Raw genomic sequence first — 16,826 nt, 5'->3', positions numbered from 1 at the left:
AGGCCCGGGCACGGGACCGTGATCGGTCTTGCGCCTTTAGCATCGGTTGGCGTGCGGCGCTTGGTCGCGTAGGCTGTCCCCATGTCGACCTCGCTCTTCTCCACCGATGCGATGCCGCCCCAAGCCTGGGCGGAGGTTCTGGCCGCCGTCGATCAGACCTATTCCGAATTGACCGGCTACCAGGAACGGCTGGAGGCGCAGAACGCCGAACTCGACAGCCACCGCCGCCTGCTTGCGTCGATCCTAGCGTCGATTGGCGACGTCATGGCGGTCTTGGATCGCCACGGCGCCTGTCGGCAAGCGAGCCAATCCACGGCGGACCTGCTTGGCGTGTCACCGGACACACTCGCCGGACGGGCGGCCTGCGATCTGTTCGTGTCCGAAGACCGGGCCGCCGCCGACGCCGCCCTGGAAGAGGCACGGCTAACGCGGACCACAGTGCGGTTCGAGGGCCAGATGGCTGGGATCGACGGCGCAGCCCCTTTTGACGTGGCGATCTTTCCGCGCATGACCGAAGCGGGGCGCGTCAACGGTTTCGTCCTATTGGCGCGCCCGTTGACGGAGTTGCGCCAGGCCTACGCCGAACTGGAAGACAGCCACCAGGCCCTGAAAGAGGCGCAATCCCAGATCGTGCGCAACGAAAAGCTGGCGTCGCTCGGCCGCCTCTTGGCGGGGGTGGCCCATGAGCTGAACAATCCCATCAGCTTCGTCTACGCCAACACCCACGCGCTGGAGAAATACCTCGCACGGTTCGAGACGTATTTCGCCGCCGTCGAAGCGGGCGCGCCGCGGGCGGAGTTGGTGGCCATGCGCCAGGATCTGAAGCTGGAGCGGGATTTGCGCAACTTGCGCGTGGCCATCGACGGCGCCCGCGACGGGGCGGAGCGGGTCCGCGACATCGTGGACGATCTGCGCCGCCTATCGGGCGATGGAGGCGGTGCCATTGCGCCGTTTGACCTGGCCGAAGCGGTGCAGGTGGCGGTGAAATGGGTCGATCGCGGATCCAAGTCCGGTGTGCCCGTGACGGTGACCGTGGACCACGGGCTCACGGTGCAGGGCAATTCGGGCCACGTACAGCAGGTGGTGATGAACCTGGTGCAGAACGCCATGGACGCGCTGACCGATCATCGCGCCCCAAAGGTTGAGGTGACGCTGCGCCGCGCTAGAGGCATGGCTTTGGTTACTGTGCAGGACAACGGCCCCGGCATTCCCGAGGATGCCGCCGCGCGCATTTTCGACCCGTTTTTTACAACCAAGCCTGTGGGCGCGGGCACGGGCCTTGGCCTGTCCATCAGCCATAAGATTGCCGAGGAACATGGCGGCACCCTGCGCCTGATCCCCTGCGAGACCGGCACACGCTTTGATTTGACCCTGCCGCTGGAGGCCCCCCGATGAACCTGCTCTGGCTGCAATCGGCGGGCTGCGGAGGCTGTACCATGTCCCTGCTCTGCGCTGAGAATCCCGGTGTTCTCGACGTTCTGGACGGCGCAGGGATCGACCTGCTGTGGCACCCTGCCCTGTCAGAGGCCACGGGCGCCGAAGTGCGTGACCTGCTGGCGGATGTGCTGGAGGGGCGGGTTCCCTTGGACATTCTGGCCATCGAAGGCTCCGTCGTGACGGGGCCCAAGGGCACGGGTCGCTATCAGATGTTCGCGGGCACCGGACGGTCGATGCTGGACTGGGTGCGCGATCTGGCCCCCTTGGCCGGTCACGTGGTCGCCGTGGGCACCTGCGCGGCCTACGGTGGGATGACTGCGGCAGGCGGCAATCCCGCCGGAGCCATGGGCCTGCAATACGACGGCGCGCTGGAGGGCGGCGTTCTCTCCCCCGATTTCCGCGACCCGGCGGGCCTGCCGGTGATCAACATCGCGGGCTGCCCGACGCATCCCAACTGGGTGACCGAGACCCTTATGTTGCTGGTCGACGGGGTTATTTCCGAACATGCGCTTGACCCGTTGGGCCGTCCCCGGTTCTATGCCGATCATCTTGTGCACCATGCTTGCCCCAAGAACGAATTCTACGAGTATAAGGCCAGCGCGGAACGACTATCTGACATGGGCTGCATGATGGAAAACTTGGGGTGTATCGGCACCCAAGCCGTTGGCGATTGCAACATCCGCCCCTGGAACGGGTCCGGGTCCTGCACACGGGGCGGCTATCCCTGCATCGCCTGCACCGCGCCCGAGTTCGAGAGCCCGCGCCTGACCTTCACCGAAACCCCAAAGATTGCGGGGATTCCGGTGGGGCTGCCGACGGATATGCCAAAGGCCTGGTTCATGGCCCTTGCGTCCCTCTCCAAGGCGGCGACGCCGAAGCGGATCGGGACCAATGCGACCTCAGACCGGATCACCGTACCCCCGCAACCCAAACGCGAGAAGACATGACGCGACTGGTTGTGGGCCCGTTCAATCGGGTCGAAGGCGATTTAGAGGTCACGCTCGACATCGAAGACGGTCGAGTGCGATCCGCTCAGGTGAATGCGCCCCTGTTTCGCGGGTTCGAAGTGATGCTGCAAGGCCGCGACCCGCGTGACGCGCTGACGATTACGCCTCGGATCTGCGGGATTTGTTCGATTAGCCAATCGGCGGCGGCAGCCTTCGCCCTGGCCGATGCGGCGGGGGCCACCCCACCGCCCCAGGCGCAACTGGCGGCTGCGATCCTCCATGGTGTCGAGAACCTCGCCGACCACGTCACGCACTTCAATTTATTCTTCATGCCGGACTTCGCCCGCGCGGCCTATGCTGGCCGTCCTTGGCATGCCCGCGCGGTCGAACGGTTTACCGCCACCAAGGGCAGCGGCGCACGCGCGGCGGTCGAGGCCCGCGCCAAGCTGATGCACATCACCGGCGTGTTGGGCGGCAAATGGCCCCATACGCTGGCCATCCAACCCGGGGGCATGACGCGTACCCCCACGCTGTCGGACAAGGTACGCATGGGGGCGACGCTCCGGGCGTTCCGCGCCCATCTGGAACAGGCGCTGTTTGGCGACTCCCTCGAAGCCTTCGCGGGCCTGACCACGGTCGCCGAGTTTGCCGCCTGGTCCACGGGTGATGCGGGCCTGTTCCTAGAGATCGCAAAAGACCTAGATCTGGCGGCCCTGGGGATTGGTCCCCAGAGATACATGTCGTTCGGCGCCTATCCCATGTTTAACGGCCGTGCGACGAAGCCCGGCATGCTGTCTGAGGGCGCCGTGTCGCGGGTGGACCCAGGCGACATTGCCGAGGATCTGACACGCTCCTGGATGTTGGGGGACGCGGCCCATCCCTACGACGGCTTGACCGAGCCCGATGAGAACATGGCCGACAGCGCCTATAGCTGGTGCAAGGCACCGCGTCTGGCTGGACGGACCGCCGAAGTCGGCGCCTTGGCGCGGCATGCCGTGGATGGTCACCCCTTGGCGCGTGCCCTGGCGGTCGAGGGCGGGGTGCGTGCCAGGATTGGCGGGCGCCTGCTAGAGATCGCCCGAACGCAGATCCAACTGGAAGACTGGGTGCGCACCATCGACCCAAGCGCGGCGTTCATGTCCGACGTGACCCTTCCTCAGCAAGGCCATGGTGTTGGCCTTGTGGAGGCGGCGCGCGGCTCGCTTGGGCATTGGGTTCGCATCGAGGATGGCAGGATCGCCAACTATCAAATCGTGGCGCCCACGACTTGGAACTTTTCACCGCGCGATGCCGCTGGTCAGCCCGGTCCTTTGGAAGCCGCGCTTGAGGGCACGCCCGCCGATGGCGAGGACGCGACGCTAGCGACCCAACATGTGGTCCGCAGCTTCGACCCCTGCATGGTCTGTACGGTCCATTGACCGACCCGGCGCAGGGACGCCGCATCCGCGTGCGTGGCCAGGTGCAAGGTGTGGGATTTCGTCCCTTTGTCTGGAGTTTGGCCCATGACATGGGTCTGCGCGGCACCGTGGCGAACGACGCCGAAGGTGTCTTGATCCATGTGGCGGGCGATGCCCTAGACGCCTTTGAAACCGCGCTGAGCGGTCAGGCGCCGCCGCTAGCCCGCGTCGATGCGGTCGAAAGCACCCCGGCGGATGTCTTGGCCGAGGGCTTCTCGATCATCCAAAGCGGACCGCGCGGGGCCGACACGCGGGTCACGCCGGACGCGGCCACCTGTGCGGACTGCCTGGAGGAAATCAGCGGGTCCGGGCGACGGGCGGGCTACGCTTTCACGAACTGCACGAACTGCGGCCCAAGGCTTTCGATCCTGAGGGCCTTGCCCTACGACCGCGCGAACACGACCATGGCCGGGTTTGACATGTGTGCCGATTGCGCCGCGGAATACGACGACCCCCGCGACCGGCGGTTCCACGCACAGCCCATTGCCTGCCCCGCCTGCGGCCCACGCCTCTGGTTGGAGCCGGACCACGACGGAGATCCGATCACCGCCACCGCCACCTTGCTCCGCGCTGGCGCCATCGTCGCGATCAAAGGGTTGGGCGGGTTCCACCTGGCCTGCGACGCCACGAATGCCACAGCGCTTGCCACCTTGCGCAGGCGCAAACGGCGGCCTGCGAAACCCTTTGCCCTGATGGGCTCTCTCGACATGATTGGTCGGTACGCACAGGTCGGCGCGGCTGCCGAGGCGCGGCTGACGGACCCTGCGGCACCCATCGTCTTGCTACCCATGCAGGGCGACGCGCTTCCCGACGGCGTGGCCCCTGGACAGGCGCGATTGGGTTGGATGCTGCCCGCCACACCGCTGCACCACTTACTGCTGCGTGCGGTTGGGAGGCCCTTGTTGATGACCTCCGCCAACCTCTCCGGCGATCCCCAAGTGACCGACAATGACGCCGCGCGCCGGGACCTGGCGGCTTTTGCCGACGCGTTCCTCATGCATGACCGCGATATTGCGCGGCGCTTGGATGACGGGGTCGAAGCCATCGGTCCGCGCGGCCCTTTCGTGATGCGACGGGCGCGGGGACGCGTGCCGGGGACCCTGCCCCTGCCCTTGGATGGACCCCAGGTCTTCGCTGCTGGTGGTGAGTTAAAGGCCGCGATTTGCTTGACGAAGGGCAGCCAAGCCCTGCTGTCCCATCACATCGGCGATCTGGGCAGCCCCTTGACGTTGGCCGACTACACCCGCGCGGATGAGGACCTCTCGGACCTGTTCGACCATCGACCAGAAGCGATTGCCGTTGATCTGCACCCCGCGTTTCAGTCCACGCGCCTGGGGCGGGCCAAGGCGGACCGGTTGGGTGTTCCCGTCATCGACGTGCAACATCACCATGCCCATATGGCCGCCGCCCTGGGCGAAGCCGGTTGGCGTGGCGAGGTGGCCGTTGGCATCGTGCTGGACGGGCTTGGGTTGGGGCCGGATGGCACGATGTGGGGCGGTGAAATCCTTATGGGCGGCTATGGCGCCGTCACCCGGGCCGCCCATCTGACGCCCGCCCCGCTGATCGGCGGAGACCGGGCCCAGTCGGAGCCCTGGCGCAATGCCCTCGTCCGGCTGGACGCGGCGGGGGAGCAGGCGCTGGCCGACCGGCTGTTTGGGCACCATCCTTTGCACGTGGCGCGGCGCATGGTGGGGGGGCCACAGGCGCCTTTGTCCTCATCCGCGGGGCGGTTGTTCGATGCCGTGGCAGCCTGTCTCGGCCTATGTGGGGACCGGCAGAGCTTTGAGGGTGAGGCCGCGATGGCCCTGGAGGCCGTGGCACGCCCCGCCGCGCTCTATGTGTTCGGCTGGGATGGGCAGGTGATCGACCCTGCCCCGATGATGCGCGCGCTGGCGCGGGATCTGGACGCGGGCCGCGACGTGGGAGAAATCTCGGGCGCCTTTCACGCAGGCTTGGCCGATGTGGTCGCCCGAGCCGCACGGCAGGTCGCCACCCAGGCCGGGACCCGCACCGTCGCGCTGTCGGGGGGGTGTTTTCAGAACGTCACCCTGCTCACGCTGGTGGCGGAAGCCCTATCCGATCTAGATCTGTGCCTGCCGGGCGAGGTGCCGCCAGGCGACGGCGGCCTCGCTTATGGTCAGGCGCTGGTGGCCTTGGCACGTCTGGAAGCGGGCTGACCGCGCTGCGACCGGGCCGGTTAGATCCTTACCGCTCGACGCGGCGCTCGATCTCCTTACACGTCTGATATTTCTACAAATATCAGACCCACCACCCACCGGCCTTTTCACCCCGCATACCGTGGCACACCATGCAAGTTACCCTCGGAGGACCGAGTCCCATTGGACCCGGCAAGCGTCGAGGGAGGCCGCCCGTGAGCCAAATCGAAACCTTTTACGAGGTCATGCGCAGTCAGGGGATCACCCGACGCAGCTTCATGAAATACTGTTCGCTGACGGCGGCGGCCCTGGGGCTTGGCCCCGCCTTCGTCCCCAAGATCGCCCACGCCATGGAGACGAAACCGCGCACGCCGGTTATCTGGGTCCACGGGCTGGAATGCACCTGTTGCTCCGAAAGCTTCATCCGCTCGGCTCATCCGCTTGCCAAGGATGTGGTCCTGTCGATGATCTCGCTGGATTACGACGACACCTTGATGGCGGCCGCCGGTCACCAGGCCGAGGCCGCGCTTGAAGAGACCATCCAGAAGTACAAGGGCAACTACATCCTGGCCGTGGAGGGCAACCCGCCCCTGGCCGAAGATGGGATGTTCTGTATCTCGGGCGGTAAGCCGTTCTTGGAAAAGCTGAAGTATGCCGCCAAGGACGCCAAGGCCGTGATTTCCTGGGGCGCCTGCGCGTCTTACGGATGTGTGCAGGCGGCCAAGCCGAACCCGACCCAAGCCACGCCGGTGCACAAGGTCATCACCGATAAGCCGATCATCAAGGTGCCGGGCTGCCCGCCCATCGCTGAGGTCATGACCGGCGTCATCACCTACATGCTGACCTTCGACCGCCTGCCCGAGTTGGACCGTCAGGGCCGCCCGGCGATGTTCTACAGCCAGCGCATCCACGACAAATGCTATCGCCGTCCCCACTTCGACGCGGGCCAGTTTGTCGAGACATGGGACGATGAATACGCGCGCAAGGGCTACTGCCTCTATAAGATGGGCTGCAAAGGCCCGACCACCTACAACGCTTGTTCAACGGTGCGCTGGAACGAGGGCACGTCCTTCCCCATCCAATCGGGCCACGGCTGTATCGGCTGTTCCGAGGATGGGTTCTGGGACCAGGGGTCGTTCTATGACCGCGTCACGGACCTGACCCAGTTCGGGGTCGAATCCAATGCCGATCAAGTCGGTATGGCGGCCGCCGGTGTCGTCGGCGGCGGCATCGCGCTGCACGCCGCCGTCAGCGCGCTGAAATCGGCCCAGAAGAAAACCCAAGACGCCCCGACGCAAAACGAGGAGGCCTGATCCATGGTCGTGCAAACCCCCAACGGCTATACGCTCGACAATTCAGGCAAGCGCATCGTCGTCGACCCCGTGACCCGGATCGAGGGTCACATGCGCTGCGAAGTGAACGTGGACGAACAAGGCGTTATCCGCAACGCCGTCTCCACCGGTACCATGTGGCGGGGCCTGGAGGTCATCCTGAAGGGCCGCGATCCGCGCGATGCTTGGGCCTTCACCGAAAGAATCTGCGGCGTCTGCACGGGCACCCACGCGCTGACCTCGGTACGCGCAGTGGAAGATGCGCTGAGCATCCAGATCCCCGACAACGCCAACTCCATTCGCAACATCATGCAGTTGAACCTGCAGATCCATGACCACGTTGTGCATTTCTACCACCTGCACGCGCTGGATTGGGTGAACCCGATCAACGCCCTGCGCGCCGATCCCAAGGCCACGTCGGAATTGCAGCAGGCTGTCTCGCCCAGCCACCCGCTGTCCTCGCCCGGCTACTTCCGGGACGTGCAGAACCGGCTAAAGCAATTCGTGGAATCGGGCCAGCTTGGCCTCTTCAAGAACGGCTATTGGGACAACCCGGCCTACAAACTGCCGCCAGAGGCGGATCTGATGGCCACGACCCACTATCTGGAGGCGCTCGACCTTCAGAAAGAGATCGTGAAGGTCCATGCGATCTTTGGTGGTAAGAACCCCCATCCGAATTGGCTGGTGGGCGGGGTGCCCTGCCCGATCAACCTGCACGGCAACGGCGCCACGGGTGCCATCAACATGGAACGGCTGAACCTCGTCTCGTCGATCATCGACAAGTGCGACGCGTTCAACAAGAACGTCTACGTGCCCGATGTGATCGCCATCGGCGGGTTCTATAAGAATTGGCTCTATGGTGGCGGTCTGTCGTCCCAGGCCTGCCTGGCCTACGGCGACATCCCGGAGCATCCCAACGACTTCTCGCCCGAGCAGCTGTATCTGCCGCGCGGCGCGATCATCAACGGCGACCTGACCCAGGTCCACGAGGTGGACGTCCGCGACCCCGAGCAGATCCAGGAGTTCGTCGATCATTCCTGGTACCAATATGGCGAGGAAGGCGTCGGCCTGCACCCCTGGGACGGCGTCACCGAGGCGAAGTTCGAACTGGGCCCCAACGCCAAGGGCACCAAGACCAACATCAAGGAGTTGGACGAGGCCGCCAAGTATTCCTGGATCAAGGCGCCCCGCTGGAAAGGCCACGCGATGGAGGTCGGGCCATTGGCGCGCTACGTCGTGGGCTACGCCCAAGGCCACGAGGACATCAGCGATCAGGTCAACGGCTTGCTGCGCACCATGGACCTGCCGGTGGAGGCGCTGTTCTCGACCCTGGGCCGCACGGCGGCGCGGGCGCTGGAGTCCGAATACTGCGGGCGCCTGCAAAAGTATTTCTTCGACAAGCTGGTCAAGAACTGCATCAACGGCGACGAATCCACGGCCAACATCGCCAAGTGGGAGCCTTCGACCTGGCCGCCGAAATCCCGCGGCGTCGGCATGACCGAGGCACCCCGCGGCGCGCTCGGCCATTGGATCAGCATCGAAGATGCGCGGATCGAGAATTACCAATGCGTGGTGCCCACCACCTGGAACGGCTCGCCCCGCGACACCCAGGGCAACATCGGCGCCTTTGAGGCCAGCCTGATGAACACGCCCATGGAGCGCCCCGAAGAGCCGGTGGAGATCCTGCGCACCCTGCACAGCTTCGATCCCTGCCTGGCCTGTTCGACCCATGTCATGTCGCCCGACGGCGATGAGCTGACGACCGTCAAGGTCCGCTGAGGGAGGAGTGGAGATGACACACGCACAACGACCAACAAAAGCACGCTCGCTCTGCCTGATGGGCATGGTGCTGGCGACGCCCGGCGCCGCTCTGGCCCACGGCGGCCACCCCGAGGCGGGCGCGGCCCACGGCCTATTGCACCTGGCGCCCTATGTGGCGGTTATCGCCCTGGCGGCGGCCCTGGCCATCTGGAGGGCGCGGGAATGAAGGACGATCCGACCGAGGTCGCCGTCCCCCGCGGCGCGGTGGATGTCTATCCCACCGCGCCCCTGACGGGCGACGCCACCGACGCCGACCGCGCCACCCTGCAACGCCGCACCAGCGTCTACGTCTATGAGGCGCCGGTGCGCCTGTGGCATTGGATCAACGCGGGCTGCATCATGGTGTTGATCGCCACCGGCTATCTGATCGGCAGCCCCCTGCCCACCGTCGAGATCGCCGAGGCGACCCATCAGTTCATCTTCGGCTACATCCGCTTTGCCCATTTTGCGGCGGCGATGATTATGACCGTCGGGTTCTTTGGGCGCATCTACTGGGCGTTCATGGGCAACAGCCACGCGCGGCAGATGTTCTATGTGCCGGTCTGGCGCCGCGCCTATTGGGCGGAGCTGTGGCACGAGGTGAAATGGTACGCCTTCGCCACCAACACGCCTAAGAAATACGTGGGCCACAACCCGCTGGCGCAGATCGCCATGTTCCTGTTCATGACCGTCGGCATGACCTTCATGATCGTGACCGGCTTTGCCATGTACGCCGAAGGGCTGGGCGCCGGGTCCTGGGCCGAACGGATCTTTGGGCCCCTGATCGCCTACGTGGGCAACACGATGGTGCTGCACCAACTGCACCACCTGGGCATGTGGTTCATCATCATCTTCATGATGATCCACATCTACGCCGCCATCCGCGAAGACATCATGAGCCGCCAATCCATGGTCTCGACGATGATCTCCGGGCATCGGACGTTCAAGGACGACCGAGTGGAATAGGGGCAACCGACTCGGAAAGAGCAGTGGACGGGCGCTCCGGCGCCCGTTTTTCATGGGTGGACACATAGTTTTCGAATTTTCTAGATATTGGATACTATCCATTCAGTTGCCGTTGATACTTATAACCTCTTCTTGATTTTTATCAAATAAACACAGCTATTTAATAGAAATCTCGTTTTGATGGAAAATCATGATCCACCCTGACCTTGAACCGATAACCTGACAACCAGGCAGCCGGATCGTCAGACCGACCCGGCCACCCAAGGGAGGAAGACTATGACCGGAACGGCTCTGGTCCTGGGCATCGGCAACGTGCTCTGGGCCGACGAAGGCTTTGGTGTGCGCTGTGTGGAGCATTTAGCTCAGACAGCGACCTTCGGCCCCGAGGTGACGCTTTTGGATGGCGGAACCCAGGGCCTCTACCTCCTCCCGTTTTTGGACGCGGCCGATACGCTGCTGGTGTTCGACGCCGTCGATTACGGCCTGACGCCTGGCACCATGAAGATCGTCGAAGACGATGAGGTCCCGCGCTTCATGGGCGCCAAAAAGATGAGCCTCCATCAAACGGGCTTCCAAGACGTCATCGCCACGTCGCAACTGATGGGAACCTGCCCCGCGCGTCTGCTGCTGGTGGGGTGCCAGCCCGAAGAGCTTGAAGACTACGGCGGCGGCCTGCGCCCGGTTGTCGCCGCGCGTATCCCCGAAGCGGTGCGCATTGCCCGCGACTGGCTAGCCGCCGAGGGCTTCGCCAGCGCGGACGGCGAAACCATCACGGACAACCTCGCCGACGTCTCCATCCGCCACGACGCCTATGAGGGCGGACGGCCCACGGCCTCCGAAGCGTGTCGCACTGGCGACGCGCGCTTCTTCCCCAAGGGCGCCTGAAATGTGCATGGGCATCCCCCTGCGGATCGAAACCGTGGATGGGCTGACCGCCGTGGCCGCCGATGGCGCCCGGCGCGAAACGGTGGACCTGGCGCTGGTCGGCACGCAAACGCCGGGCACCTGGGTCCTGACCCACCTTGGCGCCGCGCGTGAGGTGCTGACCGAGCGGGACGCCGATCTGATCCGCGCGGCGCTGGCTGGCCTTGGGCGCCTCATGCAGGGCGGCGAGTTGGGCGACGCCTTCGCCGACATCGAAACACGCGGGCCACAATTGCCCCCGCACCTGGCCGCCGCCCAGGCCGCCGGACAGACCAAAGCCTGAGGGAGGGCGCCATGGGACACCCGTTGATCGACCGTTTGACCGAGGAGATGGGCTGGCCCCATCTGACCGAGGCGACAGCCCTTTCCAACTGGACCGCCCGCGAGGGGGTGCATGTGGCCTTCTGCCCCGGCGATCCCAAGCGCAACCTGGAGACGGCGGATGTGGCCGTGATCCTGCCGGAGTTGCGGCTGGCGTTCCAAGGTCGGTTCGACTGCGCGGTCGTCGCGGGCGAGGCCGAGGCCCGCGCCAAGGACGACGGCCAAGCCCACAAGACGCCGTCTTTGATCTTTTACCGGGACGGACGCTGCTTGGGCGCAATCCCCAAGGTGCGCGACTGGGACGATTACATGGCCCGCACCGCCCATTTCCTGAACCAACCCGCCGCTGAGGAGGCGATCTGATGATCCGCGATTTCCAGATGCCGCCCACGGGGTTCGGCCCCGGCTCCCAAACCGATGAGGGGGGCGAGACGCTCGAATACATGCAGATGCCCAGCGACATGGTGACCTATGCGCCGCGCATCCCCATGGTGGAGGAAACCACTGGGTTGGACGCCGCTCTGGACCTGTTGGCCAAGGTGGCCGCCGCCTGCGCCCGTGTGGCCGATGGTGGCGCGCCAGAGGTCTTCGATCTGTCCGGCCTCGACGCAGACAATCGCCGTCTGGTGGCCGAGACCATGGGCGAAGGCGAGGTCGCGATGAAGCTGCACGGGCGCCCGGCGCTGTCGGTACAGGAAAGCGTTTTTGCCGGGATCTGGTGCATCACGGCAGCGGGCATCGACCGGATCGAAGTCGCCCAGGCGCCCGAGGCGGCCCGCACCCGCGCCTTCGACCCCGTGCGCCCCGCCTCCGACGAGGCGCCGGGCCCGCAGGTGGTCAATGCGCCTTCGCTGTTAGCCGAACTGACGGACAAAAGCGCGGCCTATACCGGCGGGACGCCCCATGTTGTGAACCTGACCCTCCTGCCCCACACCGAGGGCGATTTGGACTGGCTGGATGCGCGCCTAGGGCGTGGGGCCACGGACATCCTATCGCGGGGTTATGGCAATTGCCGGGTCCAGGCCACGGCCACGCCCCATGTCTGGCGCGTCCGGTTCTTCAACTCCATGGACAGCCTGATCCTGGACACTTTCGAGGTCGGTGATCTGCCGGAGGTGGCGCTCGCCGCGGCCGAGGATCTGGCCGACAGCGGCAAGCGTCTGACCCAGGTGCGGGAGGCGATCCTATGAGCGGTTTTGAGGGCAGCTTCCTGGGCGCCAAGGACAAAATCAGCCCCCAGGCCATCATGGAATGCAAGATTTGCTGGACGCCCTACGACCCGGCGGAAGGCGACGACTATCGCCAAGTGGACCCAGGCACCCCGTTCTTTGCCCTGCCGGACGATTGGTCCTGCCCCGGCTGCGACGCGCCCAAGGCCCAATTCATGGTGGTCGAGGACCCGGGCGCCGAAGCCGTGCGCGAGGCCCAGCGCATCGCCGCCGTCACCGACCGGCTGGTCGCGGACTTCACCGAGGTCTGGCACGCCAAAATGCGCGATGTTCCCATCGTGAACAAAGCCCTCTCGGTCGAGGCCGTTGGCTTCCGCGTCCATGAGGGCACCCTGCTGGGCGTTCTCATCAGCCCCTGGTTCATGAACCTGGTGATGCTGCCCGATGGTGCCGATTGGTCGGACCTCGTCGCCGGAGAGAAGGAGGTCATAACCTTCCCCTCTGGCGCCTATGAGTTCCTGCATAACACGCGGGAGATGGTTGGCGGCTATAAGGCGTGCTCGCTGTTTTCGCCCATGGGCGAGTTCAAGACCCAGAAGGATGCGGTCGATGTGGCCCGCGCGGTCATGGTCGCCCTGTTCGACGCAGAAAACCAAGCCGAGACGGACCGCACCGCAGACATCCGCGCCGCCCGAGAGGCGGAGTTGGCCCCCCCAACGGCCGAGGACGAAGCGGAGACCCTCGACCCGACCCCAAGCCGTCGCGCCGTCATCACCGGCGGTCTGGCCGAGGCGCCCGCAGGCGACGCCGCCTGATGTTGGACGCAGGGCCTCAGACACGCCTGCGGGCCCAAGCCGCCCCACCGCTGCCCATCGACCGTATGGTTCTGGGCAAGCCGGTGGCGGAGGTTGAGGCCCTGTTGCCGCGCCTGTTTTCCCTGTGTCGCGCGGCCCAAGGTGCAGGCGTGCAGGCGGCCTTGGGGAAGCCCGTGACCACGGACGGCATCGCGGCAGAGGTCCTGCGCGACCACGTGATGAAACTGTTCGTGTCTTGGCCCGGACACTTCGGCATGGCCCCGCTGCCCTTGCCGCCGGGCTGGGCCGACGGGGGCGCGGATTTGGCCCAGGCGGTTTTCGGACCCACAGGCCATGCGCCCCAAACGGGAGAGGCCTTGCACGGCTTTGTGGCCTCGGACCTGGGCGTGGCCCCCGTCCTGCGCCGTATCGCCGGGTGCTTTGACCCCGGCGAAGCAGCCGCACAGGCGCCACGGGTCACGGCCGATACGATCTGGGACATCCACGCGGGCGAGAACTCGGTGGCGGCGCGGCACGCGGATCACCCAGCGTTACGCGCCCTTGGGGACCGCGCTGGACAGGGTCCGCTTTGGCGCGCGGTGGCGCGGGTCTACGATGTCCAGGCCGCCATGGATGGTTGCCTGCCTGCCCCCACGACAGGCCCCGGTTGGGCCGTGGTGCCAGCGACCCGTGGCCTCTATGGGATCGCGCTGACGGTCGAGGATGGCTGCGTGACCGCCTTCGCCCGAGTGACCCCAACGGATCATTTGCTGGCGCAGGAGGGCATCCTAGACCGCGCCCTGTCGTCGCTGCCTGCGGAAAAAGCGGGACTGGCACCGCTTTTACTGGATATTCTGGATCCATGCAGCCCCGTGCGGCTGCGGGAGGGGACCCATGCATGAAATGTCGATCTGCGAAGGCATCCGCCGCGTGGTCGAAGACGCCGCCGCGGCGCCTGACATCGCCCGCGTGACCCGCGTGCGGCTGGAACTCGGGCGCTTTGCAGGGGTCGAACGGGGCGCCTTGGATTTCGCCTGGGAGGTCGTGATGCGCGGCTCCAAGGCCGAAGGGTCCGTGCTTGAGGTGATCGACTTGCCCGGGCGGGCCATGTGCTTTGACTGCGCCAAACCCGTGGAGATCAACGACCGCTTGGCCCCCTGCCCCGATTGCGGCGGCGGCAAGCTGATGCCCGAGGGAGGGGACGAAATGCGCGTAAAAGATATGGAGGTGGCGTGATGTGTACCGTTTGCGGATGCGGCGATAGCGTGGTCGAGGGACAGACGCCCCACGATCACAGCCACGACCACCATCACCATCATCACCGCGGCCAGGACCTGCATTTCGGTCAGGGGCCTGCCGGTGTCGCCGTGGCGGGCATGTCCCAGGACCGTCTGATCGAGATCGAGACCGGTATCCTGTCGCAAAACGACCGCCATGCGGCGGCGAACCGGGCGCGGATGGCCGCGCTGGACATCCTGGCGGTGAACCTTGTGTCGTCCCCCGGATCGGGCAAGACGACCCTGCTTTGCGCGACGATCCGGGCGATGCAGGCGGCGGGGACCGGCCCCGTGGCTGTGATCGAAGGCGACCAACAGACCGCCAATGATGCCGAACGCATCCGCGCCACCGGCGCCCCCGCCTGCCAAGTGAATACCGGTAAGGGCTGTCACCTGGACGGCCATATGGTCGGCCATGCATTGGACCATCTGGACCCGGCCCCCGGCACGACCCTGTTCATCGAAAACGTCGGCAATCTGGTGTGCCCCGCGGCCTTCGACCTGGGCGAAGCGGCCAAAGTCGCCGTCCTGTCGGTAACCGAGGGCGAGGACAAGCCCTTGAAGTACCCGGATATGTTCACCGCCTCGCGCGTGGCCTTGCTCAACAAGATCGACCTGGCGCCCCATTGTGACGTGGACCTGGACCTCTATGAGGCGAACCTGCGCCGTGTGAACCCAACCATCGACGTCATCCGCATCTCGGCCCGCACTGGCGAGGGGATGGAGGCGTGGCTCGGCTGGCTGGCGGCCCAACGGGCGCAGGCAGCGGCCTGATGGCCACCACCCTGCCCACGGTTCTGGTCGTCGATGACGAGCCGCACTCCGTCGCCGCCATGCGCATGGCGTTGGAGGACGACTTTCAAGTGCTGGAGGCCGGGAACGCGGAACAGGCCTGGGCGCTCATGGAGGAACACTGGGTCCAGGTCGTCCTGTCGGATCAGCGGATGCCGGGGAAGACGGGCATCGAACTGCTGACCGAAATGCGCGACCGTTGGCCCGAGACGGTGCGCATCATCGTCACCGGCTACACGGAGTCGAACGACATGATCCAGGCCATCAACGAGGCCGGGATCTACCAGTTCATCACCAAGCCCTGGCACCCTGACCAGTTGCTCATGGCGGTACGGAACGCTGCCCGGCTTTTTCAACTGGCCCGCGACCATGAACGTATGTCCCTGGAGATGCGCTATCTCGGCTCCACCGCTGATGCCAAGCTGGAGCAACAGCGGCGCGCCCTCCAGGAGGGGCTGGGGTTCGACAAGGTGCTGCGCGGGCCGAATTCATCGCTGAACGCCACGATCGCACTGGCCCGTCACTACGCCAGTTTCGACGTACCGGTCTTGATCGCGGGCGAGCCTGGAACGGGCAAGACCGACCTGGCGCGGGCCATGCACTACGGATCGCTGCGGGCGGATCGACCGTTTTACGAGCTGAACTGCGCCGGGTTAACCGACGATGTGCTGCGGCTGGAGTTGTTCGGCGCCAAGCGTGGGGCTTTGCGCGATGGTGCGCCCGCACGGACGGGCCTGTTGCAGCGGGCCGATAGGGGCACAGTGTTCCTCAATGGGATCGACAGCCTGTCGCCTGGGATGCAGATCGCCTTGCTGCGCGTGGCGACCGAAGGCGCTTTTGACCCCATCGGGGGGCATGAGACCCTGACTAGCCGCGCGCGGCTGATCGCGGGCGCCCATGGCGACCTGCGCGCCGCCGTGGCCGACGGGCGGTTCCGCACGGATCTGTTTTATGCGCTGGCGGTCACAGAACTTGCCGTGCCGCCCCTACGCGGGCGTCCGGGCGACATCGCGTTGCTGGCCGACCGCCTCCTGGCGGAGGCGGCGGACGCCCATGGCAAGCCCGCGCGCGGGTTTTCCAATGCCGCGTTGGACTTCTTGGAGGGCTACGATTGGCCCGGCAACATTCCCGAATTGCGCAACGAGGTGACGCGGATGCTGGTCCTCGCGCAGGAGATGACCCTGGGCCCCGAATTGATCTCTCGCCATATCCTGCAGGCGGAGCCGGGTGAAACCGGTGCCGACCGCGAGGCGGCGCAGGTGGGCACGCTGGATGGCACACTCAAGGACCGGGTTGAGATGATGGAAGCCCGCATCCTGCGGGAGACCCTGACCCGCTGCAAATGGAACAAATCACGCGCCGCCACCGAATTGGGGCTGAGCCGCGTGGGCCTGAGGGCAAAACTGGACCGGTACGGGATCGAACCCCACGCCGTGTCATCGGAGGAGGACTAGC

At 65.7% G+C, this 16,826-nt stretch carries 17 protein-coding genes; all 17 read left to right on the top strand.

Annotation, left to right across the window (positions count from 1 at the left end):
• The first annotated feature begins 81 nt into the window (after positions 1 to 81).
• Complete coding sequence (locus tag K5R33_RS17445) at positions 82 to 1,395, top strand: sensor histidine kinase (protein ID WP_220750367.1); 1,314 nt, start codon at positions 82 to 84, stop codon at positions 1,393 to 1,395.
• Positions 1,392 to 2,384 (top strand): NADH-quinone oxidoreductase subunit B family protein, encoded by a 993-nt coding sequence (locus K5R33_RS17440; protein WP_220750366.1) that lies wholly within the window; start codon positions 1,392 to 1,394, stop codon positions 2,382 to 2,384. Before K5R33_RS17445 ends, K5R33_RS17440 begins: the two co-directional genes overlap by 4 nt.
• Positions 2,381 to 3,802 (top strand): nickel-dependent hydrogenase large subunit, encoded by a 1,422-nt coding sequence (locus tag K5R33_RS17435; RefSeq protein ID WP_220750365.1) that lies wholly within the window; start codon positions 2,381 to 2,383, stop codon positions 3,800 to 3,802. The genes K5R33_RS17440 and K5R33_RS17435 overlap by 4 nt, the downstream gene beginning before the upstream one ends.
• Positions 3,799 to 6,018, top strand: coding sequence for a carbamoyltransferase HypF (hypF, locus tag K5R33_RS17430; protein ID WP_255588517.1), 2,220 nt, complete (start codon positions 3,799 to 3,801; stop codon positions 6,016 to 6,018). Before K5R33_RS17435 ends, hypF begins: the two co-directional genes overlap by 4 nt.
• A gap of 194 nt (positions 6,019 to 6,212) precedes the next feature.
• A complete protein-coding gene (locus tag K5R33_RS17425) occupies positions 6,213 to 7,310 on the top strand; it encodes a hydrogenase small subunit (RefSeq protein ID WP_220750364.1) in 1,098 nt (365 codons plus the stop codon).
• A gap of 3 nt (positions 7,311 to 7,313) precedes the next feature.
• Positions 7,314 to 9,107, top strand: a complete 1,794-nt coding sequence (locus K5R33_RS17420; RefSeq protein WP_220750363.1) for a nickel-dependent hydrogenase large subunit — start codon at positions 7,314 to 7,316, stop codon at positions 9,105 to 9,107.
• A 13-nt stretch (positions 9,108 to 9,120) separates the two neighbouring features.
• Positions 9,121 to 9,315: a hypothetical protein gene (locus K5R33_RS17415; RefSeq protein ID WP_220750362.1), complete on the top strand. Its 195-nt coding sequence runs from the start codon at positions 9,121 to 9,123 to the stop codon at positions 9,313 to 9,315.
• Positions 9,312 to 10,094 carry a Ni/Fe-hydrogenase, b-type cytochrome subunit gene (gene cybH, locus K5R33_RS17410; protein WP_220750361.1) on the top strand — a complete coding sequence of 261 codons (783 nt, stop codon included), beginning with the start codon at positions 9,312 to 9,314 and terminating at the stop codon, positions 10,092 to 10,094. Before K5R33_RS17415 ends, cybH begins: the two co-directional genes overlap by 4 nt.
• Positions 10,095 to 10,370: 276 nt before the next feature.
• Positions 10,371 to 10,979, top strand: a complete 609-nt coding sequence (locus K5R33_RS17405) for a HyaD/HybD family hydrogenase maturation endopeptidase (protein WP_220750360.1) — start codon at positions 10,371 to 10,373, stop codon at positions 10,977 to 10,979.
• A gap of 7 nt (positions 10,980 to 10,986) precedes the next feature.
• Entirely contained in the window at positions 10,987 to 11,301 is a 315-nt protein-coding gene (locus K5R33_RS17400; protein ID WP_308442990.1) for a HypC/HybG/HupF family hydrogenase formation chaperone, read from the top strand.
• Positions 11,302 to 11,312: 11 nt separating this feature from the next.
• Positions 11,313 to 11,702: a thioredoxin domain-containing protein gene (locus tag K5R33_RS17395; RefSeq protein ID WP_220750358.1), complete on the top strand. Its 390-nt coding sequence runs from the start codon at positions 11,313 to 11,315 to the stop codon at positions 11,700 to 11,702.
• Positions 11,702 to 12,529: a hydrogenase expression/formation protein gene (locus K5R33_RS17390; RefSeq protein WP_220750357.1), complete on the top strand. Its 828-nt coding sequence runs from the start codon at positions 11,702 to 11,704 to the stop codon at positions 12,527 to 12,529. The genes K5R33_RS17395 and K5R33_RS17390 overlap by 1 nt, the downstream gene beginning before the upstream one ends.
• Complete coding sequence (hybE, locus tag K5R33_RS17385) at positions 12,526 to 13,323, top strand: [NiFe]-hydrogenase assembly chaperone HybE (RefSeq protein ID WP_220750356.1); 798 nt, start codon at positions 12,526 to 12,528, stop codon at positions 13,321 to 13,323. Before K5R33_RS17390 ends, hybE begins: the two co-directional genes overlap by 4 nt.
• Positions 13,323 to 14,204, top strand: a complete 882-nt coding sequence (locus tag K5R33_RS17380; protein WP_220750355.1) for a hydrogenase expression/formation protein HupK — start codon at positions 13,323 to 13,325, stop codon at positions 14,202 to 14,204. The genes hybE and K5R33_RS17380 overlap by 1 nt, the downstream gene beginning before the upstream one ends.
• Positions 14,197 to 14,538, top strand: a complete 342-nt coding sequence (locus tag K5R33_RS17375) for a hydrogenase maturation nickel metallochaperone HypA/HybF (RefSeq protein WP_220750354.1) — start codon at positions 14,197 to 14,199, stop codon at positions 14,536 to 14,538. Before K5R33_RS17380 ends, K5R33_RS17375 begins: the two co-directional genes overlap by 8 nt.
• Positions 14,538 to 15,353 (top strand): hydrogenase nickel incorporation protein HypB, encoded by an 816-nt coding sequence (gene hypB / locus K5R33_RS17370; RefSeq protein WP_220750353.1) that lies wholly within the window; start codon positions 14,538 to 14,540, stop codon positions 15,351 to 15,353. Before K5R33_RS17375 ends, hypB begins: the two co-directional genes overlap by 1 nt.
• Positions 15,353 to 16,825 (top strand): sigma-54-dependent transcriptional regulator, encoded by a 1,473-nt coding sequence (locus K5R33_RS17365; protein WP_220750412.1) that lies wholly within the window; start codon positions 15,353 to 15,355, stop codon positions 16,823 to 16,825. The genes hypB and K5R33_RS17365 overlap by 1 nt, the downstream gene beginning before the upstream one ends.
• Position 16,826 lies beyond the last annotated feature (1 nt).

This window comes from Jannaschia pagri (assembly GCF_019655435.1).
GTDB classification, from domain to species: domain Bacteria; phylum Pseudomonadota; class Alphaproteobacteria; order Rhodobacterales; family Rhodobacteraceae; genus Jannaschia; species Jannaschia pagri.
Note: the sequence above shows the minus strand (reverse complement) of the source record. Positions and strands in the feature narration are given on the sequence as shown.